Source organism: Exiguobacterium sp. s124, from assembly GCF_018617485.1.
Lineage (GTDB): Bacteria > Bacillota > Bacilli > Exiguobacteriales > Exiguobacteriaceae > Exiguobacterium > Exiguobacterium aestuarii.
Window position 1 is genome coordinate 243,853 of record NZ_JACSKH010000001.1, and the last position, 22,741, is coordinate 266,593.

Annotated in this window: 23 protein-coding genes; 21 read left to right on the top strand and 2 right to left on the bottom strand. The window is 47.6% G+C overall.

Annotation, left to right across the window (positions count from 1 at the left end; all coding sequences use genetic code 11):
- Window positions 1–50: 50 nt before the first annotated feature.
- The 20 genes from KNO85_RS01355 (at window position 51) to KNO85_RS01450 (ending at window position 17,960) form a co-directional block, all read left to right on the top strand.
- On the top strand, window positions 51–728 hold the full coding sequence (locus KNO85_RS01355; RefSeq protein ID WP_214786274.1) for a response regulator transcription factor: 678 nt from the start codon (window positions 51–53) through the stop codon (window positions 726–728).
- Between the two features lie 2 nt (window positions 729–730).
- The gene (locus tag KNO85_RS01360; RefSeq protein ID WP_214786276.1) at window positions 731–1,966 is read left to right on the top strand and encodes a HAMP domain-containing sensor histidine kinase; all 1,236 of its coding nucleotides are present in this window, start codon (window positions 731–733) and stop codon (window positions 1,964–1,966) included.
- Between the two features lie 108 nt (window positions 1,967–2,074).
- Window positions 2,075–2,761, top strand: coding sequence for a S1 domain-containing protein (locus tag KNO85_RS01365; protein ID WP_214786278.1), 687 nt, complete (start codon window positions 2,075–2,077; stop codon window positions 2,759–2,761).
- A gap of 190 nt (window positions 2,762–2,951) precedes the next feature.
- Complete coding sequence (locus KNO85_RS01370; protein ID WP_214786280.1) at window positions 2,952–4,160, top strand: hypothetical protein; 1,209 nt, start codon at window positions 2,952–2,954, stop codon at window positions 4,158–4,160.
- Between the two features lie 103 nt (window positions 4,161–4,263).
- Entirely contained in the window at window positions 4,264–4,893 is a 630-nt protein-coding gene (gene upp / locus KNO85_RS01375; protein ID WP_074035874.1) for a uracil phosphoribosyltransferase, read from the top strand.
- 663 nt (window positions 4,894–5,556) lie between these two features.
- On the top strand, window positions 5,557–5,784 hold the full coding sequence (locus KNO85_RS01380) for an AtpZ/AtpI family protein (RefSeq protein ID WP_214786282.1): 228 nt from the start codon (window positions 5,557–5,559) through the stop codon (window positions 5,782–5,784).
- A complete protein-coding gene (locus KNO85_RS01385) occupies window positions 5,781–6,188 on the top strand; it encodes an ATP synthase subunit I (RefSeq protein WP_214786284.1) in 408 nt (135 codons plus the stop codon). The genes KNO85_RS01380 and KNO85_RS01385 overlap by 4 nt, the downstream gene beginning before the upstream one ends.
- Window positions 6,188–6,925 (top strand): F0F1 ATP synthase subunit A, encoded by a 738-nt coding sequence (gene atpB, locus KNO85_RS01390; RefSeq protein ID WP_214786286.1) that lies wholly within the window; start codon window positions 6,188–6,190, stop codon window positions 6,923–6,925. The genes KNO85_RS01385 and atpB overlap by 1 nt, the downstream gene beginning before the upstream one ends.
- A gap of 65 nt (window positions 6,926–6,990) precedes the next feature.
- Window positions 6,991–7,212 carry a F0F1 ATP synthase subunit C gene (gene atpE, locus KNO85_RS01395; protein ID WP_012727360.1) on the top strand — a complete coding sequence of 74 codons (222 nt, stop codon included), beginning with the start codon at window positions 6,991–6,993 and terminating at the stop codon, window positions 7,210–7,212.
- A gap of 71 nt (window positions 7,213–7,283) precedes the next feature.
- Window positions 7,284–7,811, top strand: a complete 528-nt coding sequence (gene atpF / locus KNO85_RS01400) for a F0F1 ATP synthase subunit B (protein WP_214786288.1) — start codon at window positions 7,284–7,286, stop codon at window positions 7,809–7,811.
- On the top strand, window positions 7,811–8,344 hold the full coding sequence (locus KNO85_RS01405) for a F0F1 ATP synthase subunit delta (RefSeq protein WP_074035886.1): 534 nt from the start codon (window positions 7,811–7,813) through the stop codon (window positions 8,342–8,344). The genes atpF and KNO85_RS01405 overlap by 1 nt, the downstream gene beginning before the upstream one ends.
- An 18-nt stretch (window positions 8,345–8,362) precedes the next feature.
- Entirely contained in the window at window positions 8,363–9,871 is a 1,509-nt protein-coding gene (gene atpA, locus KNO85_RS01410) for a F0F1 ATP synthase subunit alpha (protein WP_078147660.1), read from the top strand.
- A 36-nt stretch (window positions 9,872–9,907) separates the two neighbouring features.
- Window positions 9,908–10,765: an ATP synthase F1 subunit gamma gene (atpG, locus tag KNO85_RS01415; RefSeq protein WP_074035890.1), complete on the top strand. Its 858-nt coding sequence runs from the start codon at window positions 9,908–9,910 to the stop codon at window positions 10,763–10,765.
- A gap of 34 nt (window positions 10,766–10,799) precedes the next feature.
- A complete protein-coding gene (gene atpD, locus KNO85_RS01420; RefSeq protein WP_159562971.1) occupies window positions 10,800–12,218 on the top strand; it encodes a F0F1 ATP synthase subunit beta in 1,419 nt (472 codons plus the stop codon).
- 28 nt (window positions 12,219–12,246) lie between these two features.
- Entirely contained in the window at window positions 12,247–12,657 is a 411-nt protein-coding gene (locus KNO85_RS01425) for a F0F1 ATP synthase subunit epsilon (RefSeq protein ID WP_012727354.1), read from the top strand.
- A gap of 151 nt (window positions 12,658–12,808) precedes the next feature.
- Window positions 12,809–13,999, top strand: coding sequence for an EAL and HDOD domain-containing protein (locus tag KNO85_RS01430; protein WP_214786291.1), 1,191 nt, complete (start codon window positions 12,809–12,811; stop codon window positions 13,997–13,999).
- A 200-nt stretch (window positions 14,000–14,199) separates the two neighbouring features.
- Window positions 14,200–14,418 (top strand): DUF1146 family protein, encoded by a 219-nt coding sequence (locus tag KNO85_RS01435; RefSeq protein WP_214786293.1) that lies wholly within the window; start codon window positions 14,200–14,202, stop codon window positions 14,416–14,418.
- Between the two features lie 243 nt (window positions 14,419–14,661).
- Window positions 14,662–15,963, top strand: coding sequence for a UDP-N-acetylglucosamine 1-carboxyvinyltransferase (gene murA, locus KNO85_RS01440; protein WP_214786295.1), 1,302 nt, complete (start codon window positions 14,662–14,664; stop codon window positions 15,961–15,963).
- 81 nt (window positions 15,964–16,044) lie between these two features.
- On the top strand, window positions 16,045–17,031 hold the full coding sequence (mreB, locus tag KNO85_RS01445) for a rod shape-determining protein (RefSeq protein ID WP_074035900.1): 987 nt from the start codon (window positions 16,045–16,047) through the stop codon (window positions 17,029–17,031).
- Between the two features lie 167 nt (window positions 17,032–17,198).
- Window positions 17,199–17,960, top strand: a complete 762-nt coding sequence (locus KNO85_RS01450) for an SDR family oxidoreductase (protein WP_214786297.1) — start codon at window positions 17,199–17,201, stop codon at window positions 17,958–17,960.
- A gap of 40 nt (window positions 17,961–18,000) precedes the next feature.
- Here KNO85_RS01450 and KNO85_RS01455 read toward each other — a convergent pair whose 3' ends face one another.
- Entirely contained in the window at window positions 18,001–18,780 is a 780-nt protein-coding gene (locus KNO85_RS01455) for a response regulator (RefSeq protein ID WP_214786299.1), read from the bottom strand.
- Window positions 18,761–20,542, bottom strand: a complete 1,782-nt coding sequence (locus tag KNO85_RS01460; protein ID WP_214786301.1) for a sensor histidine kinase — start codon at window positions 20,540–20,542, stop codon at window positions 18,761–18,763. Before KNO85_RS01460 ends, KNO85_RS01455 begins: the two co-directional genes overlap by 20 nt.
- 186 nt (window positions 20,543–20,728) lie before the next feature.
- Here KNO85_RS01460 and KNO85_RS01465 point away from each other — a divergent pair, with 186 nt between their 5' ends.
- Entirely contained in the window at window positions 20,729–22,684 is a 1,956-nt protein-coding gene (locus KNO85_RS01465; protein WP_214786304.1) for a HAMP domain-containing sensor histidine kinase, read from the top strand.
- The last annotated feature ends 57 nt before the right edge of the window (window positions 22,685–22,741 follow it).

The following is a 22,741-nucleotide window of genomic DNA, read 5'->3' on the forward strand; positions in this document are numbered from 1 at the left end:
CATAATGCGTCGAGCGGTCCGCTCGGCGTTTTTTCAAAGGGGTGAACAGGATGCAGACGATTCTGGTCGTAGAAGATGATTCAAAAATCGCACGGTTACTGGAGTTGGAGTTGAAGCATGCAGGGTATGAAGTCGTCGTGGCGACAGATGGGCGTAGCGGTTTAGAACGGGCCGTCGCCGACGACATCGACCTCGTCTTGCTCGATATCATGCTGCCTCAAATGAGCGGACTCGAGGTGGTCCGTCGATTGAAGGAAGAGAGACCACTGTTGCCCGTTCTCATGGTGACGGCGCGAGGGGACCGCTATGACAAAGTGAGTGGGCTTGACCTAGGTGCTGATGACTACATCACGAAACCGTTCGAAATAGAAGAAGTGCTCGCTCGAATCCGGGCGTTTTTACGCATGCGCCAGCTTGTTCGACAGGACCATTCCGAACATGTCCTGACCTATGAGACACTCAAAGTCGATGTGAATCGGCATGAGGTGTATTGCGAGGGAAATAAAGTTGATTTGACACGGCGTGAGTTTGATTTGTTGGTCTTCTTTTTAGAGCACCCTGAGCGTGTGTTGACACGAGATCAACTCGTCGAACACGTATGGGGATTTGATTACTTCGGTGATACGAACGTCGTGGACGTGTATGTTCGTTACGTCCGAAAGAAACTGACCGGTTCTTGGATTCAAACCGTCCGAGGCGTCGGCTATATGTTAAAGCGTGGTGAGTGAGCATGTTACGGACAAAAATCGCTTGGGCGATGACGGGCTTCATGTTGTTGCTCCTTCTCATCTCGTTTGGCACGACATGGTTCGTCGCTAGGCAGGAGATTGTCGATTCACGTTTTGACGTGTTACAACAAGCGTTAAACCTATTGGAAGAAGACGTTCGAAACAGTGATGCGGTACTGTCCCTTCACGAAGATAGTGTCGTCTTAGAGCGTCAAGAAAACGGAGAGTGGGGCATCATTGGCGGAGGGGTGCCAGACGGAACGACGTTTCCGATCAATTACGGCGAACCTGCACTCATTGATGACTGGTTTGTCGTCGCCACGACAGATGGATTGGCGTTCGGATTTCAAGACCGGGCGGTGAGTGACACGATTCAAGCATTGGCGACGATTTTTCTTGTCATGTTTTTCCTTGCGGTCCTTTTGACGTTCCTCGGAACATGGTGGATTTTACGCCAAGGGTTGTTACCGTTACGTCGATTGACGGAGACGATGGAGCGCATTACGGAATCGGGCAAGTTAGAAACGATTGCCGTCGATGATGGAAAGGACGAGGTGACGACCTTATCACATGGATTCAATCATATGATTGAACGAGTCGAGGGAACGATGGAACAACAGCGACGTTTCGTCGCCGATGTTTCACATGAACTAAAAACACCGCTGACCGTTATCGAAGGATATGCGAAATTATTGCAACGTTGGGGACAAGAAGATGAGAGTGTACGCGCTGAGGCCATCGATCATATTTTGACCGAGTCGCGACAAATGCGAAACGACTTGATTGAACCGATGTTGGAATTAAATCGCTTCGCCTCACTTGAACAGGTCGACCAGGAAGACATCGACTTAGCCGAACTTGGGGAAGTGTTGACGGAAAGATTCTTACGCTCGCATGGTGTGCACGTTCCAATCAAAGCGGACGGCAGTTGGTACGGGCATCGTGAATCGCTACAACGTATTCTTGTCATCTTGATGGATAATAGTTTGAAATATGCAGAAGAGACGAGCCTCCACCTGACAAGCAATCGTGTCGAAGTGCGCGACAGGGGACCCATTCTAACAGAAGAGATAAGAGCTCGTCTGTTCGACCGATTTTATCGATTGGATGAAGCCAGAGATCGAAGCGGGAGTGGACTTGGGTTGGCGATTGCCAAAGAAGTCGCAGATTTGAATGGGTGGACAATCGGAAGCAAACCGAATGACCCTGACGGCAGTGTCTTTTTCCTCACTCGATGATGAATATTTCGTATTTTCTCATCAACTTCTAATGAAGCCTTAAATGCGTTCTCACGTACGAGGCTTATGATGAAAATAAGAAGAACATATCACGAGGAGGAAATGAACATGAAACGCATCGGCTGGATCATCGGAGCTTTACTTGGCGTCATGGCAATTGTAGGAATCGGATTTTATGTGAGTGGGAATCAGACGGACACAGTCATCGTCCCGCAAGCCATCAATCAAGCAAGTGACGACGCGTCACCCTCAGAAGATTCAAACGTCAACGCATCAGACGATTCATCATCTTCACGAGTAGAAGATGACTATGAACTATACGGCACACTTGTGAGTTTAACAAAAGAGGACGTCACAATCAGCTTCAATGGGAAAGAATCGACGTATCGCTTGGCACAAACGCATGAAATCGACGACGATACACCGCAAGTCGGTGACCGCGTGAAACTCGAATTGAATCGAAGCGATGAAGTGAAAGAAGTGGACCGTGAGAGCGGAGATGACGATGCATACATTACTGGAACGCTCGTCCAACTCACAGATCAAGAAGTCACGATTAACATCGATGGAACAGACGAAACGTATCCACTCGCTTCACGCTCTGAAATTGACGACGACACACCACGGGTCGGAGATCGCGTCAAACTTGAATTGAATCGAGATCAAGAAGTCATCGAAGTGGACAATGAATCTGAGGACGACCAATATGAGCAAGACGATTCCTCACAAGACGATTCCTCACAAGACGACTCATCTCAAGATGATTCTAGTGAAGATGAGCGCGAAAACGATTAATCAAGTGACGAAGAAGAACTAATCTTAACTGATTGGTTCTTTTTTATATGGAAATGCGTTTACGCAAAAGCCTATAAAGAATCGCTGGAAACGTAATAATTCTGAAATCATCACAAAAATAGGTTATATGTTATGATGTACAAGAAAAATTTAGGTGGTTTTCACCGAATTGGGAATGAGGGGAACATCAATGCGGACGTACTGGGGAATCTTACTCAGTTGTATCTTGTTGAGTGGATGTGGGGCCGAGACGTTAAACGCGATTGAATTACGTCCTCTGTCATCTTATCGAGTCGAACAAGACCCTGAGGTGACATTAACCGAACAAACAAAAGAGAAACTTCTTACATACTGTGAGCAACGACCGACCGACGTCTTACCGAAACGTAGGGCGAAGGTGGCGGAAGTGACATTTCGTCATCCTCTTTACGAAGCCCTTGGTTATAAAAATGTGAAATACTTTGCCGCGGGGGAAGAACGATATCTCACTTGTGCAAACAGCAACCAATTGATGGAGCGAACGTTTGCGATTGAACCGATTCAAGAATTCGAAGCACTCGACAAAGAACGGTTCATCGAGTCAGAGGTTGTCTCGACGATTGAATTCGATCGCGTCGAGGACATGAAAGAAATTACGAGCGCTTTTAAGATGAACGATACTCATGAAGCGGTGATTGCGGATTCGGCATTCCGCTACACGACCCCGGATACGGGTGCGCTTTACGTGACATTCGAGACAATTCGGAACGGACGAACGCTCGATCCGATTGTCGAACCGAGACTGTTCCCGTTTCAAAGTGGAGAAAATGAGGGCTATGTCTTTTTGACGAAACGGGCCGACAACCGAATCGCTCTTCAAATCGGGAAGGAACCATCGCTTAAACAACTTGTTCTTCCGAGTATGTACGAAGCACCGTATATGAAAGTCGATGCAAAAGAAGAGGAACTCTCTCTAGAAGGAAATCATCGAGAACTAATGAAGCGGATCATCCTATCCGAGCAACCGATTGAAGAAGATGTTTCTGAACAGACTTCACTTGCGCTATCTAAAACATATGGGACTGTTCTTGAGATTTGGGGACACGTTCGTCGACCTGTCCCGAACAAGATGTCGTCCCGACCAATCGATGACGAGATGCAACTCGCCGTCTTCGAATCAAAGCGTGATACAGTCTGGCTAGACGGACCAAAAACCCAAGAACTATTTGATGAATTGTCTCACGTTCCAATGCGCGAGAAGCCGACTGACGCGGTCAACGTTGGACAGTTACATTTGTACCAAGAATTAACCAAACAGTCGTTTGATGTATGGAAAACGGAAACCGAGCTCTACTTGATCGACCAAAAGACGTCACGGTCTTACGAACTTCCTGTGAACGACTATTTCCAAGCCAATTAACGTTCATGGCGTCTGACCTCTGAGAAAATAGAAGTTGGCTCTACCCATCTCAACAGAGTTAGGGTACAATGCTCGAGAGAGAATGAGAGAGGAGTGAAGCAAGATGGGAAAAGTACATGTTTATGACCATCCTTTGATTCAGCACAAAATGACGATTATGCGAAAAGTAGAGACGGGGACGAAGCAGTTCCGTGAACTCGTCGACGAAGTTTCTTCACTTATGGCATACGAAATCACGCGCAGCCTACCCCTAACAGACGTAGAAATTGAGACACCGGTCTCTGTTTCCACTCAAAAGATGATTGCCGGCAAGAAATTGGGAATCGTCCCTATTTTACGTGCAGGACTTGGTATGGTGGATGGGTTCCTCAAAATGATGCCGAACGTAAAAGTCGGCCATATCGGTCTCTATCGTGATCCGGAAACACTCGAGCCACACGAATACTACTTGAAGCTCCCAACAGACGTAACGGAACGCGACTTTATCGTCGTCGATCCGATGCTCGCTACGGGTGGTTCAGCCGCTGATGCCATCGCTGCTCTTAAAAAACACGGAGCGAAGTCAATTAAGTTGGCTTGTCTTTGCGCAGCACCAGAAGGCGTAGAACGTGTACAAGCAGAACATCCAGATGTAGAAATTTATCTTGCAGCACTCGATGAAAAATTAAATGATCACGGTTATATCGTTCCTGGACTTGGGGATGCGGGTGACCGTTTGTTTGGTACGAAGTAAGATTGAAGCGAGAATCGTCTATGCGATTTTCGCTTTTTTTTCATGATGTATCTCGAATAATATTTGTCATTTGAAGATGTCACAAAATAGACACAAAAGTGAACGGCAGAGAATCGATATGTGAGACGAATAAATGCTTTTCCTTCTTATTTAAATGGAATCGCGCAATTTTCCGTTTAGACGTGGCGTGAAAATGCGTCCAAAAAGAGCTTTGAGATTCCTCACAAAAAAATGGGCAAAATCGCTCGACATGGCAAAAACATCCTCGGTATACTGAAACAGGACGTTGAAAACGATTTCAAAATGAAGTCAACGACCGTTTCGTAACTCTTTGTGAACGTAAACGTTTACGGATTGAAATTTCCAAAACGTGGGGGTATAACTGAACTATTCTTCATCTGATTCCGTTTGTGAAATGTTATAAAGTCAACATTTTTATTTCAACGTTTCTTCACACTTTCTTTAAAAAGTGCATCGATCGTTTACTTTATGAAGTGCGTAAAACTATTGATACGACTTGATTTAAAGCGCTTTTATAATTGTGAAATTCATTGACTTCTTATGCCATTTCTATTACTCTGAACTTGTGTGACTTTTGATGGTCACGCGAGTGTGAATCTGTGAAGAACTGAGAAGCACACCATGTGTGAAAGGGGGACCAGGATGGCGAAAAAAGACAATCGTTACCTATCCTACGCCTCGCTCGCTTCACAAATTTCGACAGCACTTGCTGGACCGATCGTCATCGGTTATCTCGTCGGACAATACGGCGAAAGACGTGAATTTTGGGGCACGTTCGGTTGGAATGTGTCGATCATCCTCGGGCTCGTGCTCGGGATTACGGCGCTAGTTCTCACCCTTCGGAGTTTATTGACAGGAGAGGACGAATGAATACGATTCAAGCAGACAGAAAAGCACAGAAAGAACTGATGAAGCGTTATACGAAATGGTTTACCGTCTGGTTTGCGATTTTGCTAGTCGGCGCATTCATCATCCCGATGTATAAAGCCGTATTTCTCGGGTTGTTCATCGGCGGGGTCGGAAGTCTCATCATTCTACATATGCAGAATCGAAGCGTCATTCGCATGTATGACGTCATCGAGCATGGACGACGACCAAAGTCGCACGGGACCGTTTCAAGAATGGCGGTCGGTGCTTTAGCAGTGATAGTCGGTCTTCTCTATGAGGATCGGGTGTCCGTCATCGCGGTGGTAACTGGTCTAATCGCCGGCCACATCATACAATTTGGCGAGTTCACACTTGCCCAGCTCAGCAGGAAAAGAGGTGAATATTAATGGGTCATGAGTTTCCCACATATTCTCTGAACTTTGGGGACTATACGTTATACGGGAGCTGGACGAACGTCATTACAGTGCTAATAGCAGCGTTACTCGTCTTCGTGTTCGCACTCTGGGGGACAAGACGTTTGGCTATGAAGCCGACTGGCAAACAAAACTTCATGGAATTCTTCGCGGAGTTCGTGCGTGGAATCATCGCAAGTGCGATGGACTGGAAGACAGGAGGACGCTTTATCGGATTTGGGATGACGTTGATTTTGTTCATTCTCTTCTCAAACTTGATGGGTCTACCGTTTAACGTCATTTCCGGACACTATCTGTGGTTCAACTCACCGACGGCCGATCCTTACGTAACCTTGGCGTTGTCGACACTCGTCGTTGCAATGTCGCATTACTACGGAGTGAAGCTACACGGATTCAAGCACTATTCGGCGGAATTCGTGAAACCAGTCTGGTTCTTACTTCCGATCAAATTGATCGAGGAGTTTGCAAACACATTGACGCTCGGTTTGCGTCTATACGGTAACATTTTTGCCGGTGAAATCATGATTACCATCATCTTGGGACTCGCGATTACAGCCGAAGGAGCACTTAACCCGCTCGGCGCAATCTTTGCGGTCTTCCCAATGATTCTATGGCAAGGTTTCTCAATCTTTATCGGGGTTATCCAATCCTACATTTTCCTGACGCTTGCAATGGTGTACATCGGGCACAAAGCTTCGGCCGAACATTGATTCGGACATCTCGCCAAAGCGTTACAAACAAATTATTTACTTAACTTTTAGGAGGAATATACACAATGGAACAACTTAATCTTCTCGCAACAGCACTCGTTATCGGTCTTGGAGCACTCGCAGCTGGTATCGGTAACGGTTTGATCGTATACGGAACAGTACAAGGACAAGCACGTCAACCAGAACTCAAAAACGAACTTCGTCAAACAATGTTCATCGGTATCGGTTTGGTTGAGGCCCTCCCGATCATCGGTGTGGCTGTCGGTTTCCTTCTCCTCAACTCTTGATTCCGAGTTAACGAGAATAGCATGAGAGGGAGCACGTCTCCCTCACTTATTTAGTCAAGAGGAGGGTATGCATGGATACGATGATGATTGCAGCTGGTGGCGGCGGCGAAGGCCTCCGCATCCTAGATATGATCTTTACAATTTTCACATTCCTCGTACTCTTGGCCCTGTTGAAGAAATTTGCTTGGGGACCACTCCTTGGAATGATGAGACAGCGTGAAGAGTATGTAGCGAACGAGATTGAACTCGCTGAAAAGAGCCGCAAAGATGCGGAAAACTATGTCGTCGAACAACGTGATGCACTCAGTGCGGCACGTACAGAGTCGAAAGAAATGCTCGACGCAAGCCGTCGACAAGCAGAAGCAGAACAAGCACGCTTGGTGGAGCAGGCGCGTTTGGAAGCTGAACAAATTAAAATCGAGGCAGAGAAGGCGATTGAGCGTGAGCGCGAGCTTGCGAAACAATCACTTCAAACCGAAGTCGTCACACAGGCGCTTTCGGCAGCACGCCACGTCCTTCAATCAGACCTTAAAGGCGATGAAGCGAAACAACGTGCCCTCGTCACAGACTTCCTGTCTAAAGCGAAAGGTGCGAACTGATGAACGCATCACTAGCAAAACGCTATGCCAAAGCGCTCTTCGACTTAGCACGGGAACAAGGCACGCTCGACCAAGTCGAAGCGGAAGTGCGTCTGCTCGATGAAGTGCTCCACGCGACTCCTGAACTCATGGATCTCTTAACGAACCCTGCAGTCAGTGACAGCGAGCTTGCACAGCTTTTAAAAGACAGCTTTGGTGATATGACGGCGATTGTCGTGAACACACTTCTCGTCATGGTCGAAAACGACCGTGCGGCAGAGGTTCGCGCTTTGCCACGATACGTCCGCGACTACATCAACGACTACCGTGGGATTGCAGAGGGTATTGTCACAAGCGCCTACCCGTTGTCGGCAACAGACTTGAAAGACGTCGAACTCGTCTTCGGACAGAAGCTCGGGAAGACGCTCCAATTGAAGAACGTCGTCGATGAAGAAGTCATCGGTGGACTCCGTGTCCAAGTCGGATACACGACGTACGATGATACGATCGAAACGAAATTGACACGCCTCGAGCGTGAATTGTTGAATGCGTAAGAAATAGGGGTGAATTCAATGACAATCAAAGCTGAAGAAATTAGCGCCCTGCTAAAAGAACGAATCGCTTCGTACGGTTCTGAAATCGAAGTCAGCGAGACAGGTACAGTCATTCAAGTAGGTGACGGTATCGCTCGTGCACACGGACTCGATAACGTTATGGCGGGGGAACTCGTAGAGTTCTCTAACGGCGTAATGGGCTTGGCGCAAAACTTAGAAGAAGGTAACGTCGGGATTATCATCCTTGGCGATTACAAAGGTATTAAAGAAGGCGACTCTGTCAAACGTACAGGTCGCATCATGGAAGTTCCAGTCGGTGAGGCACTCCTCGGACGTGTCGTGAATCCGCTCGGACAACCAATCGATGGTCTTGGACCAATCGTGACTGACAACTATAACCCGATCGAGCGTAAAGCTTACGGCGTTATGGCGCGTAAATCGGTTCACGAACCACTTCAAACAGGAATTAAGGCGATTGACGCCCTCGTTCCAATCGGTCGTGGTCAGCGTGAGCTCATCATCGGTGACCGTCAAACAGGTAAAACATCTGTTGCCATCGATGCGATCATCAACCAAAAAGAAGAGAACATGATTTGTATCTACGTTGCAATCGGTCAGAAAGAATCGACTGTACGTGGCGTAGTAGAGACGCTTCGTCAAAACGGCGCGCTCGACTATACAATCGTCGTTTCGGCATCGGCATCACAGCCGGCACCACTTCTTTACCTCGCACCATTCGCAGGGGTATCGATGGGTGAGTACTTCATGGACCGCGGACAACACGTCCTCGTCGTTTATGATGACCTTTCGAAACAAGCGGCAGCTTATCGTGAGCTCTCGCTCCTTCTCCGCCGTCCTCCAGGCCGCGAAGCCTACCCAGGGGATGTCTTCTACCTCCACTCACGCCTTCTTGAGCGTGCAGCGAAGTTGAACGACGAACTCGGCGGTGGTTCATTGACAGCACTTCCGTTCATCGAGACACAAGCATCGGATATCTCAGCATATATCCCGACAAACGTTATCTCGATCACAGACGGTCAAATCTTCCTTCAATCGGACCTCTTCTTCTCTGGGGTACGCCCAGCGATCAACGCCGGTCTCTCGGTATCGCGTGTTGGTGGTTCGGCACAGGTGAAAGCGATGAAGAAAGTTGCTGGTACACTTCGTCTTGACCTCGCGTCATACCGTGAGCTCGAAGCGTTCGCTCAGTTCGGATCCGATCTCGACAAAGCGACACAATCGAAGTTGAACCGTGGTCAGCGTACAGTTGAAGTCTTGAAACAAGACTTGAACGCACCGCTTTCTGTAGACAAGCAAGTTATCATCATCTACGCACTCACGAAAGGTCATCTCGATGACATCCCAGTCACAGACATCCGTCGTTTCGAAACAGAAATGAACGCATGGCTCGACCAAAACCGTAAAGACCTCTGCCGTGAAATCCGTCAGACAGGAAACCTTCCTTCAGACGAGGCAATGGTCGACGCAATTACGGAATTCAAAAAGACGTTCTCGCCATCGGTTTAATCCGGTGACGAGCGTCTATTAAGGTGGTGAATCGAAATGGCATCATTACGTGAGATCCAGATGCGGATCACCTCGACCCAAAGCACGAAGCAAATCACGAAAGCGATGAACATGGTGTCGGCATCGAAGTTGAACCGGGCCCAAGGGAACAACGCCAACTTCAAGCCGTACATGGACAAGTTGCAAGAAGTCATCTCGTCGATCGCCGGTGGTACATCAGGCGCGACACACCCGATGCTTCAAGTACGTCCCGTCAAACGGACTGGTTACATCGTCATCACGTCAGACCGCGGACTCGCAGGTGGATATAACGCCAGCGTCTTGCGTGACGTGTACCGTGAACTGAAAGACAAGCACACATCAACAGATGAGTATCGTCTTTACGTAATCGGAAAAGTCGGTGTCCAGTTCTTCAAGTCACGCAACATCCCGGTGTATAGCGCGATGACAGGGCTAAACGACCAACCAACTTTTGTTGAAGTCGCAGAAATCGTCAAACAGACGGTTGGTGCCTTCAGCGAGAGCGAGATTGACGAATTGAAGCTTTGCTACAACTCGTTCATCTCGGTCATCAGCCAAGAAGTGAAGATTCAACAATTGCTCCCGCTTGGGGATATCGAACAGTCCGCATCCAATGTGATGTATGAATACGAACCAGAAGAAGAAACGATCTTAGCGGCGCTCCTCCCACGTTATGCGGAAGGACTCATCTACGGCGCATTGCTCGATGCGAAAGTATCGGAGCACGCAGCACGGATGACGGCGATGTCGAGTGCGACAGACAATGCGGATGAACTCATTCGCGGACTCAAGCTCAAATTCAACCGCGCGCGTCAAGCAGCGATCACACAAGAAATCACAGAGATTGTCGGAGGTGCGTCGGCGCTTGAATAAGCGCACGCTCTCTAGATTGTAGGAGGCTAACACGATGAACGAATACGGCATGAAAGGCCGCGTAGTCGCAGTCATGGGCCCAGTTATCGACGTTAAGTTCGACAACCACTTACCGAACATCTACAACGCTCTCAAAGTCACTCACGTGGCAGCGACAGCAGACGATGTTAGTGTCGACTTGACGCTCGAAGTAGCTGTTCACCTTGGTGACGACACGGTCCGTACGATTGCGATGGACTCAACTGACGGCGTTCGCCGCGGTATGGAAGTACTTGACTTAGGATCACCGATTTCGGTACCAGTTGGAGAAATGACACTTGGACGTGTCTTCAACGTTCTCGGTAACCCAATCGATGATAAAGAAGTGGCAGCTGACGTGCTTCGTGCACCGATTCACCGTCAAGCGCCAACATTTGACGAATTGTCAACGAAAGTTGAAATCCTTGAAACAGGGATTAAAGTCGTCGACCTTCTCGCACCATACATCAAAGGTGGTAAAATCGGCCTCTTCGGTGGTGCCGGTGTAGGGAAAACCGTCCTCATCCAGGAACTCATCAACAACATCGCGCAAGAGCACAGCGGGATTTCTGTATTCGCAGGAGTCGGTGAGCGTACGCGTGAAGGAAATGACTTGTTCCACGAGATGACGGACTCAGGCGTTATCAAACAAACAGCGATGGTATTCGGTCAGATGAACGAACCACCTGGCGCACGTCTCCGTGTTGCCTTGACTGGTTTGACAATGGCAGAATACTTCCGTGATGAGCAAGGACAAGACGTTCTTCTCTTCGTTGATAACATCTTCCGTTTCACACAAGCAGGTTCTGAGGTATCGGCCCTTCTCGGACGTATGCCATCGGCGGTAGGTTACCAGCCGACACTTGCTACTGAAATGGGTATGCTTCAAGAGCGAATCACATCGACTGCAAAAGGATCGGTAACTTCGATTCAAGCGGTTTATGTACCAGCCGATGACTATACGGACCCGGCTCCGGCAACAACATTCGCCCACCTTGATGCAACAACAAACCTTGAGCGTCGTCTCTCGGAGATGGGTATTTACCCAGCCGTTGACCCACTCGCATCGACTTCACGTGCCCTCTCTCCTGAAATCGTAGGGAAAGAGCATTATGAAATCGCGCGTAACGTTCAACAGACGCTTCAGCGCTATAAAGAACTTCAAGACATCATCGCAATCCTCGGGATGGACGAGTTGTCTGAAGACGACAAACTCACGGTTCACCGTGCACGTCGTATTCAGTTCTTCTTATCACAAAACTTCCACGTGGCTGAGCAGTTCACGGGCCAAAAAGGTTCGTACGTGCCAGTCAAAGAGACAGTACGCGGCTTCAAAGAGATCCTCGAAGGTAAACACGATGATCTTCCTGAAGATGCATTCCGTCTCGTTGGTCCAATCGAAGACGTCATCGAAAAAGCGAAGACGTTGGTCTAAGACCTACGCGGAAGGGGGAAACTAGACGATGAATACTGTTCACGTCAACGTCGTCACCCCGGATGGTGCAGCCTTTGAAGGGGACGCACGAATGGTCATCGCCAAATCGGTCACTGGTGAGCTCGGTATCTTACCGAAGCACATCCCGATGGTGACACCACTCGACGTCTCAGTTCTCAAACTGCGCCACGAAGATGGTGGACGCACGCTGATCGCAATCAGCGGCGGTTTCATGGAAGTTCGTCCCGATACGGTGACGATCTTAGCTGAAACAGCCGAAATGGCGGATAAGATCGACTATGACCGCGCTTCTGCGGCGAAAGTTCGGGCCGAGCGCCGTCTCCAAGACACGAAGCTCTCAGAACTCGAATTCCGTCGTGCGGAACTTGCGCTCAAAAAAGCGATCAACCGCTTGAGCATTCGCGATATGAAAGAATAACAATGACTCTCACACGAAAGTGTGGGAGTTTTTTTGTGTTTGATGGACAAGATAGGTCTTTCGTCACAAACCTAAATCATGGAAATAGTAAAAAATATAGAGAGGATGACCGATAATAAAAGTGGGAATGGATCGTAAAGGAGAGTAGGGAATGAAAGTTTACGTTGCGCGACAACCGATTTTTGACCAACAATTACGCGTTTGCGGCTACGAACTGTTGTATCGCCGCAGCGAAAATAACGTGTTCGAGAATGTCGATGATTCGTTAGCAACGGCTGACGTGATTCATAACGCTTATCTCGTCTTTAATTTTCGGGAATTAACAGAAGGGACGAGGGCATTCATCAATTTTCCACAGACGTTGATTGAAGGGGAAGTGCCATCGTTATTGCCTCGTCAATCACTCGTCGTGGAAGTGCTCGAGCACGTTGAACCGACCGAAAAAGTGTTAGAGTCTCTTCGTTCGCTCAGACGCCAAGGGTACACGATTGCACTCGATGATTTCGTGTTTGAAGAGAAGTATCGTCCATTAATCGGCTTGGCCGACATCATTAAAATCGATTATCAAGCCACACCGGTGGAGCAACAGCAGAAGCTAATCGATGCACTCGGTCACCGCGTCGAGTTTTTAGCGGAAAAAATTGAGACGCCTGCAGAGTATGAGATTGCGAAACGATTAGGATATAAGATGTTCCAAGGTTATTTTTTCAGCCGACCGATTGTCATACATGGAGCAGAGGTGCATCCGCTGCGCCACACGCTTATCGAGGTGTTGAAAGAACTAGATCGTCCAGAACCGAGTTTTCGTCGCATCTCAGCCCAAATCGAACGTAGTGTAGATTTATCCTATAAGATGCTTCGGTCGGTCAATACGGTGTATCAGAAAGGACGTCGAACGATTCAATCGATTGAGCAAGCTGTCGCACGAATCGGGCTCGATGAATTGAAGCGATGGTCTTATTTGATGTTACTTCGCGAGATGCAGACGTCCGAATCAAAGGAATTGATCAAACAGAGTGTCATTCGAGGAAAAATGATGGAATTGATTGCAGAGGATACGAGCAGTGATGTCTCTCCGTTTGATGCCTTCATCACGGGCATTTTCTCATCGCTCGACGTCATTCTCGATGAAGCGATGCAAACGTTGATCGCAGAGCTTCCTGTAGCGCCTCCTGTGAAGTCTGCGTTACTCGGAGAACCTAATGGGTTGCGGATGTTACTCGAGGATGTCATCGCCTATGAGCGGTTGACAATCCCTATTCATAACACAGATTCAGATTGGGCTCAATACTATGTCGAAGCGATTCGATGGTCACGTAGCCTTGACGAATCGAGTGAATAATGTTTGAAATATGTGAGGGGCGTCAATTACTGTAGTAAGACCTTACTGCGGATGACGTCCCTTTTGGTGTGTTTGTGGAGAAAGTGAGTTGGTCGAATGGTCTAAACCGCTCGAAGCTTGAGACACTGTGTCTTTTTTTCTCTAACATGACATGATATGATTGAAAATGGTACGAATTTTAGAAAAGAGGGGAATCGTCGATGGTGAATACCGTACTTTCGCTAGCGATTTATGTCATAGCGATTTACGTCGCTTGGTGGGCACTCTTACCCGTCAAATGGGACAAGTTGCTCAATCAGGTGAGGAGCCCGCAAGCAGCTGTCTTGCGCGTTCTCGTAGCGGTCGTCTTCGGTTCGTTGATTGCTCAGTTCTTTTTGGAGTATATCCGATTGGCACAAGAGCTCGCACCGATACAGTAGCCACAGAATATTTAATAAACTGTAATCCTGCTGTAACGACTCCTATATGTTTATCATGTAGGATAAATTCGTCTGACATGATGTTTTTTCATTCCGTTCGCATTTATTTATTACGTTTTTTATTTATGAATGAAAAACTCATCACGTTTTGAAAACCATTCTAATAATCGACATCATCACATCCGAGATTGGATATCGACGCACTATATAAAAAAACAATGAAGTTGGAGGACAAAGAGAGATATGAAGGATTTGATTGTAGTCCGTGGAGGACGTAAACTGTCAGGTACTGTGCGCGTTGAGGGAGCAAAGAACGCTGTACTCAAAACATTGGTTGCCACTCTGTTAGCTAGCGAAGGAAAGTCAATTTTACAAAACGTACCACGTCTTGCTGACGTGTACACGATTAATAAAGTACTTCGTCACCTCGGTGCAGAGGTGTCATTCAATGAAGAGAATAATGAAGTAACTGTCGATGCGTCGGGCGACATCAAAGATGAAGCACCGCTTGAGTACGTTCGTAAGATGCGTGCTTCAATCCTCGTCATGGGACCTCTTTTGGCTCGCCTCGGTCATGCGCGTGTCGCAATGCCGGGCGGATGTTCAATTGGCTCACGTCCAATTGACCTCCACTTAAAAGGATTCGAAGCGATGGGTGCGAAGACGGTCATCGGAAACGGATTCGTAGAAGCTTCTGTAGAAGGTCGTCTCCAAGGCGCAAAAATCTACTTGGACTTCCCATCAGTTGGTGCGACGGAGAACATCATGATGGCAGCTGTGCTTGCTGAAGGCACAACAATCATCGAGAACGTCGCGAAAGAGCCAGAAATCGTAGACCTTGCAAACTTCTTGAACGGAATGGGCGCACACGTACGTGGCGCAGGAACAGAAACGATTCGCATCGAAGGCGTGGAAACACTCCGTGGTGCAGAACATTCCATCATTCCTGACCGTATCGAAGCGGGAACATTCCTCGTCGCGGGTGCAATCACAGGAAGTGACATCGAAGTCATCGGTGCAGAGCGTGAACACCTTCGTCCACTCATTTCAAAAATGGAAGAGATGGGCGTACACTTCGAAGATACAGCGGAAGGCATGCGTGTCTCAGCGCCGGATCAGTTGAAGCCGGTTGATGTGAAGACGATGCCACACCCAGGATTCCCGACAGACATGCAGTCACAAATGATGGCTCTCGTCTTGAAAGCAGGCGGCACATCGGTCATCACGGAAACTGTGTTTGAGAATCGCTTCATGCACGTGGAAGAATTCCGCCGCATGAACGCAGATATTAAGATTGAAGGTCGTTCAGCAATCGTCAAAGGTGGCGTTCGCCTTCAAGGAGCGGAGGTCGTCGCAACTGACCTTCGTGCCGGAGCAGCACTTATTCTAGCGGGTCTCATCGCTGATGAAGAGACACGCGTTGGAGATTTATATCATATCGACCGTGGATACGTAGACTTCCACAAAAAACTTCAAGCACTCGGTGCAGATATCGAGCGCATTCAAGGAACTGTTGAAGTTACGAGTGAAATGGTTCAGAACTAAGAAACGAGCACGAATTAGAGAGCGAGGAGAGACTCTTCTCGCTCTTTTCAATGAAGAAATGAACGGAGGAACCTATACATCATGTTTTCAAAAGATATCGGGATTGATTTAGGGACAGCAAACGTTGTCATTCACGTAAAAGGGAAAGGAATCGTCTTAGACGAGCCTTCAGTCGTTGCGATGAAACGCTCTACAGGGAAAGTGCTAGCAGTCGGTTCAGAAGCGTATGAGATGGTTGGTCGTACACCTGGTGATATCGTGGCGATCCGTCCTCTTCGTGATGGAGTCATCGCCGATTTCGCCACCACAGAAGAAATGCTCCGTCACTTCATCGAGAAAATTCAAGTCCGTGGGTTCTTCGGAGGCATTCGCATGTTGATTTGTACACCTGCGAACGTGACACCGGTCGAAGCGAAAGCAATTCGTGAGGCTGCTGAAAAAGCAGGTGCGAAAGAAGTCTTCCTCGCCGTAGAACCAAAAGCTGCAGCTGTTGGTTCGGGCATGGACATTTGGAAGCCGGTCGGTCACATGATCATCGATATCGGTGGTGGGACGACCGACGTCGCCATTTTATCAATGGGAGACATCGTCTGCGGTGAAACCATCAAGATTGCAGGGGATCGCTTCGATACGGACATCCTTCGTGCTATCAAAGAGAAGCACAAGCTCATCATCGGTGAACGTACGGCTGAACAAATCAAGAAAGAGATTGCGACGGTCTTCCCAGGTGGACGTAACGAATCGATGGATATTCGCGGACGTGACATGGTACGTGGATTGCCACGTACGGTGACAATCACGTCAGAAGAACTTCGTGAAGCGATGGCCGAGTCAGCGAACGAAATCGTGGAAGCGACGAAACGTGTCCTTGAACAGACACCACCGGAGCTTGCGGCTGACATTATCGACCGTGGCATCATCATGACAGGTGGGGGATCACTCCTTCACGGCCTCGACCAACTCGTCGCCGAGCGTGTCATGCTTCCAGTCATGATGGCTGAAGAGCCGACGCTCAGTGTCGCGCACGGGACAGGAATCATGCTCGAGAACTTAGATCGATTGAAATAAACAAACAGGCGACCGTGCGCGGGCGCCTGTTTTTGTATGGACAGAAGTTCACTGCCAATCATTGGATATATAGGTATATAATGAAATCAACGATAATGGAGAGGGGAATCATGATGGCACCGATAAACTAACGAACGAAACAGAAAACATTAGAATCGGAGGACATCATGAACAAACCACTTACACTGATTACCGGAGTCAGTCGCGATCAAGGTATAGGGGCTGCCATCGCACGAAAATTGGCCTCTGAAGGGCATGACTTATATTTGACACATTGGAGTCCGTTTGACGCGACCGAAGGCGTCGGGGAAGAGACTGGATTCATTGAACGGTTGGTTGAAGAATTGACGATAAAAGGCGCTCGTGTCGAGCATGAGGCGTATGATTTAGCCTCGGGTGACGAAGTCGCACTACTCAATCGAATCGAAGCCAAACTTGGTGTAGCGAGTAGGCTGATTCATAACGCCACCTATGAGCGACATGTCAACACTGAAAACTTTACGACTGACATCTTGAGAAAACACTATATGGTGAACAACGAAGGGGCACTCGGCCTCACCTTTGCGTTTATCGAGCGTTATCAACAAGCGGGACATCAAGACGGACGCATCCTGTTTTTAGTATCGGGTGGAGCCGATGCGAATAACTTAGCGTATATCGCGACAAAAGGGGCACTGATCGCCATCACGCCTGCACTCGCGAACGGAGTAGGGAAGTATGGGATTGCGGTGAACGCACTCGACCCAGGACCGACAGACACGGGATGGATCAACGAGGAGCTTCGTCAGCACCTGCTCCCATTGTTCCCATACAATCGGGTGGGAGCACCTGAAGATACGGCCCGCTTCGTCGCTTTCTTGATGGGAAAAGACGGGGCATGGGTGAACGGACAGCATTTGCATGTGGATGGTGGGTTCACAGGGCGCTAATACACAAAAGCATCTCGCTTTTTACGCGAGATGCTTTTTCTTAGTGCCATGTATAGTCTTTATCGACAAGTAATCGATTTTTAAGTTCGGTCTTAGAAGTCGAAGGTTGTGCCGAATCAAGCCACTCATAGTAGTCACAAGCACACGATTCACCGAGTTCAATCGAGTAGCCGTTATTGATTGTCTTCACGGTGATATCGAGTTCATGCTCCGCTAACGTCTTTTTCAAGCGATAAATCGAATTATATACGTTGTGCAGGGCGCGTTGTGGCTCATCGATATCCGGGTACAGTGTTTCTGCGAGTACCCATTTATTGATAACCTGTTTGCGATGGTAGACCAAGTAGGCGAATAACTCCTCCGTTTTTTGTGTTGGCCACTTCACCAGATTCCCATCCTGTGTTCGTACTGAAAAACGATCGAGAAATTGAATGCGACAAGATCGGTGCGGATTTTTTTGCTGGATGGATTCGTAACGTTGCACAATTCGTGGAATGACACTATGAATCATCTGCTCCGTGATGGGCTTCAACAAGTAATGGGTCGCATGTAGGTTAAACGCTTCGACGGCATATTGTTGATGAGCGGTCGTGAAGACGACCTGCGTCCGTTCCGGAAGATAGGTCGCAAGCTCCAGTCCCGTCATTTCAGGCATTTCAATATCCAAGAAGACGAGGTCGACCGGATGTTCTTGAATAAATGTGAGGGCTTGAGTCGGACTTTGGAACGAACCGACCCATTCGAGAGACGGTTCCTCTTTCACAATCCGCTCCATCATCCCTAAAATATGATGTTCATCTTCAATTAAAATCGTACGCATTTATGTGATTCGTCCTTTCTTGTTTTGGGAGTCGCAAGTGAACGGTAGTCCCTCGTTTTAATGTAGAGGTTAAGTCAAACGTTGCACCCTGAAGGTGTTGAATCCGTCTTTTAATATTGCAAATTCCGATACCTGATGATTCATTCGACTCTTTCGATTCAAATCCGCTCCCAGTATCGCGAACACGGATATCAATCTTCCCGTTTTGTTCTTGAATGGAAATCATAAGTCTCTTTTGTCCGGGGTGCCGATAAAGACCATGACGAACTGCGTTTTCAACGAGTGGCTGAATCAGCAGTGATGGAATGGTGCAATCTAAAAGAGAGTCATCGATTTCCTTCACGACCTCGAACGAATCACGGAACCGAGTCTGTTCGATGGCGAGGTATGAGTCAATCATATCGACCTCTTGTCGAATGGAAATATCGTGATCCGTTCGACCATTTTCGAAAATAAAACGGACGTACGTACTTAAATGACTAAGCAGACGAGCGGCATCAGGTGGTGACGTATAGCAGAGTGCAATCACGTTCCCGAACGTATTGTAGAGGAAGTGTGGTTTGATTTGAGCGTTAAAGAACGACATCTCGTGTTGTGAGGCCAGTGCTTCGACTTGTTGCTTTTTCCTTTTATCCGTAGACAAATGGATTGGTAACAGAAGAAACATCAACAAGAAGTAAATAATCATAAACGTATTGGCGTACAACTGTTGATTGGACGACACGATAAACGTCGACATCATAATCCCAATATACCCGATGATCTGGGCGAGTGTGAACGTTAGTAATTCAAGCGTATTCATACTTTTGTGTTTTTCAAGAAGCCACCCAATGTTTAAGCCGACCCAGAAAAACGTAATGAACAACACAACGATCCATACAAAGTATTCGAACACGTTGTAAACAGAACCAGGCAGAACGATGGCTAAGGCGGTCAGACCATAAAGTGGGTATCTCAAAATCGCTAAGAACCGATCGAAGGAGACACGTTCTAAACATCTCGCAAATTCAATCAACATGATAATACTCAAGAGGGCCAAACCTAACGTCAACTTGTCACTATCCGAGATCCATACCCCGTCCCGAGACATAATGGAGAAGCTCGTTAAGAGGAAGAAGGCTGTCCCGTAACCATACAACCGTTCATTTCGATGGAATAAGTAAACGATGGCATAAAACATGGCAATCAGAAGTGAAATGAGCAACATGAAAAATTCATAGCCCGTGTAAGCATTTTGAGCCGTCATGATTTGATGTAACGGTCCGACCAATATACTTTCTTCGACGGGCAGAGAATTCCCTGCCTCAGATGTATGTTGAATCGTCAATCGGAACTCTCTCGTTTTATCGTTTAGTAACAAAAGTGAAGGTTGTTCACCTAAACGATTGTTGCCGATTCGTGTAGTGTCAACAGATGATCCATCAATCAAAATCGTAGAGGAGGAGAGCGATGCAGGAATGAGTAATGCGTACGTCCCTTCTGGAAGTGAGAGATCAATTTCATATGTGGATTCCTTGTAAGGTGTCGTAAATGGGATAGTTCGATAAGAGCGGCGATCGACGTTCGAGACAATCCCGGATTCGTAACGCCATGATCCATCGAGGCGGAGAATTTCTTCGTCGATAGAGGAAGAGAGAAGCGAGGCTTCACCTTGTTTCACGGTGACGATTGGATTGATTGACTGATGTCGAATCAATAAAGTGAGGCCGATGCCAATCAACATCACAAGGATGAAGATAAACGTCATTCGATTTCGAGTCATGCGCACATTCCCTTCATTCTTTGTGAGTTTCTTGTGAGGACACTACGTTATTCTTCCTATTAGGTGAATGGATTTTTGCAGTGACTCTCCGTCTCATCATCGTACCCGAACTTTTTTTGTTTGAACAGAAAAAGTCATTCACCGTACGAAATGAGGCATTCCAGGAGTAAAGGAAGAAGGCATTCCATGAAACGTTGGATTGAACAACGAATTAGTCGACAAGTGATGACCATTTTTTATATATTGATCGCCTTAGTGACGCTCACTTCGGTTGGGACTTATTTTTACACACAACAATCGATTCAACAGACGACCGTTCAATTGGAACGGATCAGTGAGCAACGCGCACGGGCAACAGATTTATTTGAAACGTGGCAATCGATGCAATACGAGTTGCGAGGCCATGTATTGCTTGGGGAAAACGCCCTTTTAGAGGAAGTACGAACGGCTCAGGGGAACATCGATGAGCAAACGACCTGGTTCGAAGAACAGGCAAACAATGAAGAAGAAGCACAGTTCGCAGAAGATGCAAGACTCCTCTTTTCGATTTATACGACACGCGTCATGCCGGCGCTTGAGCAGTATGTGATTGCAAAGCAAGCAGGGGAAATAGACGAATCCTTCCTGCAAATGCGTACGGTCGGGCAATTCATGCCGAAAAATGAAACGTCGACCCAGACGCGATTTAAACTCAACTCAAGTAGTGCCGCGGATATGAGTGCAAGTATCGTCGATATGGAGTCGGTCTTTACCGATTATCGGGCGAATCTTGATTTTCAGGAAAGTGAATTACGCAACGCACTCTCGAAACAGTTAGTGAAAGCACAGTGGATGTGGCTCTTGATCTTACTCGGGGCGCTCTTCTTGTTGTTCGTCGGTCTACAACCGTATATTTTACGGCTGACGAATCAGTTGCAGACGCTCATGGTCAACAGTGAGCGACTCGCGACGAATCCAAGTGCGACCCTTATTCCAATCAAACCGCTTCAAAATGAGGTTGGACAATTATCTAAGTCGTTCAATGAGATGGCAACCTCGCTACGCACTCAACAAGACCAAGTCGACCTAGAGCGTGAAAAGACGGCTCGGATTCTGCACACGATGCGTGACTCGATTGTGTATACGGAACTCAAGACGAATGAACGGTTTGCGAATAGCGCGCTCTTTGATTTGTATGAACATCCGATTCCATCAACGGAGCGGGGCAGCCTCTATCCGATTGCGATGTACTACCCGATGTTCATGAATCAGATCGATGACAAAGAAGGGCTGAACCAATTCACAAGACGGGCCAAAGAAGAAGGCATGTTCGATGAGACGTTCACGTACACGATGCAAGAAGGTCAGAAGACGATTCGAATGTATGCCGAACCGATTGATTTGCAGAATGAACGAGTCGGAGTCATCTTCGTATCACGAGATATTACCCAGGAAACAGAGATCAATCAAATGAAGACCGAGCTGGTCGCTACCGTATCCCATGAGTTGCGAACGCCACTCACGTCGATTCTCGGATTTTCAGAGCTCCTGAAGAGTCGTCAGCTAGATGAGACGAAACGAGAGCGTTACTTGGAAATGATTGCGAGTGAAACGAAACGTCTCGAACGTCTCGTAAGCGATCTGTTAGACGTTCAAAAAATGGAGGCGGGCATGGGGACGCCTGAGTTTAAAGTTGAGAGTTTATACGACTTACTATCTGACTTACTCGAGATTCATGCAGGGTCAACCGAACAGCATCTCTTCCACTTTGACTGTGATGAAACGCTCTTTGTCGCAGGGGATCCGGCACAGCTACGGCAAGTGTTCTCCAACATCTTGAACAATGCCATCAAATATTCTCCGGACGGCGGAAATGTGACGGTCGATGTGACGTGTGAAGAGGACACGATTCAAATCGCGATTACCGATGAAGGTCTTGGGCTTTCTGAAGAAGACATGACTCGAATCTTCGATAAATTTTATCGGTCCGCATCGGAAGCGAGTAAGCGAATCGGTGGAACCGGCTTAGGGCTGGCCATCTGTAAAGAAATCGTCCAATTGCATGGTGGTACGATTGGTGTGCGCTCTCAACTTGGAGAAGGAACGACGATGATTGTCGAGTTACCGATGGTCGATCATGTTAACGAAGAAAGTTCATCCTAAATCGTAGGATGAACTTTTTTTGAAAAAACGGTGAATGCAACGCTCGTTTGGTACGAT

Excerpts from the sequence above, each read along its gene's own strand:
- KNO85_RS01355 (WP_214786274.1), top strand. The coding sequence starts at position 51 with ATGCAGACGATTCTGGTCGTAGAAGATGATTCAAAAATCGCACGGTTA.
- KNO85_RS01360 (WP_214786276.1), top strand. The coding sequence starts at position 731 with ATGTTACGGACAAAAATCGCTTGGGCGATGACGGGCTTCATGTTGTTG.
- KNO85_RS01365 (WP_214786278.1), top strand. The coding sequence starts at position 2,075 with ATGAAACGCATCGGCTGGATCATCGGAGCTTTACTTGGCGTCATGGCA.
- KNO85_RS01370 (WP_214786280.1), top strand. The coding sequence starts at position 2,952 with ATGCGGACGTACTGGGGAATCTTACTCAGTTGTATCTTGTTGAGTGGA.
- upp (WP_074035874.1), top strand. The coding sequence starts at position 4,264 with ATGGGAAAAGTACATGTTTATGACCATCCTTTGATTCAGCACAAAATG.
- KNO85_RS01380 (WP_214786282.1), top strand. The coding sequence starts at position 5,557 with ATGGCGAAAAAAGACAATCGTTACCTATCCTACGCCTCGCTCGCTTCA.
- KNO85_RS01385 (WP_214786284.1), top strand. The coding sequence starts at position 5,781 with ATGAATACGATTCAAGCAGACAGAAAAGCACAGAAAGAACTGATGAAG.
- atpB (WP_214786286.1), top strand. The coding sequence starts at position 6,188 with ATGGGTCATGAGTTTCCCACATATTCTCTGAACTTTGGGGACTATACG.
- atpE (WP_012727360.1), top strand. The coding sequence starts at position 6,991 with ATGGAACAACTTAATCTTCTCGCAACAGCACTCGTTATCGGTCTTGGA.
- atpF (WP_214786288.1), top strand. The coding sequence starts at position 7,284 with ATGGATACGATGATGATTGCAGCTGGTGGCGGCGGCGAAGGCCTCCGC.
- KNO85_RS01405 (WP_074035886.1), top strand. The coding sequence starts at position 7,811 with ATGAACGCATCACTAGCAAAACGCTATGCCAAAGCGCTCTTCGACTTA.
- atpA (WP_078147660.1), top strand. The coding sequence starts at position 8,363 with ATGACAATCAAAGCTGAAGAAATTAGCGCCCTGCTAAAAGAACGAATC.
- atpG (WP_074035890.1), top strand. The coding sequence starts at position 9,908 with ATGGCATCATTACGTGAGATCCAGATGCGGATCACCTCGACCCAAAGC.
- atpD (WP_159562971.1), top strand. The coding sequence starts at position 10,800 with ATGAACGAATACGGCATGAAAGGCCGCGTAGTCGCAGTCATGGGCCCA.
- KNO85_RS01425 (WP_012727354.1), top strand. The coding sequence starts at position 12,247 with ATGAATACTGTTCACGTCAACGTCGTCACCCCGGATGGTGCAGCCTTT.
- KNO85_RS01430 (WP_214786291.1), top strand. The coding sequence starts at position 12,809 with ATGAAAGTTTACGTTGCGCGACAACCGATTTTTGACCAACAATTACGC.
- KNO85_RS01435 (WP_214786293.1), top strand. The coding sequence starts at position 14,200 with ATGGTGAATACCGTACTTTCGCTAGCGATTTATGTCATAGCGATTTAC.
- murA (WP_214786295.1), top strand. The coding sequence starts at position 14,662 with ATGAAGGATTTGATTGTAGTCCGTGGAGGACGTAAACTGTCAGGTACT.
- mreB (WP_074035900.1), top strand. The coding sequence starts at position 16,045 with ATGTTTTCAAAAGATATCGGGATTGATTTAGGGACAGCAAACGTTGTC.
- KNO85_RS01450 (WP_214786297.1), top strand. The coding sequence starts at position 17,199 with ATGAACAAACCACTTACACTGATTACCGGAGTCAGTCGCGATCAAGGT.
- KNO85_RS01455 (WP_214786299.1), bottom strand. The coding sequence starts at position 18,780 with ATGCGTACGATTTTAATTGAAGATGAACATCATATTTTAGGGATGATG.
- KNO85_RS01460 (WP_214786301.1), bottom strand. The coding sequence starts at position 20,542 with ATGACTCGAAATCGAATGACGTTTATCTTCATCCTTGTGATGTTGATT.
- KNO85_RS01465 (WP_214786304.1), top strand. The coding sequence starts at position 20,729 with ATGAAACGTTGGATTGAACAACGAATTAGTCGACAAGTGATGACCATT.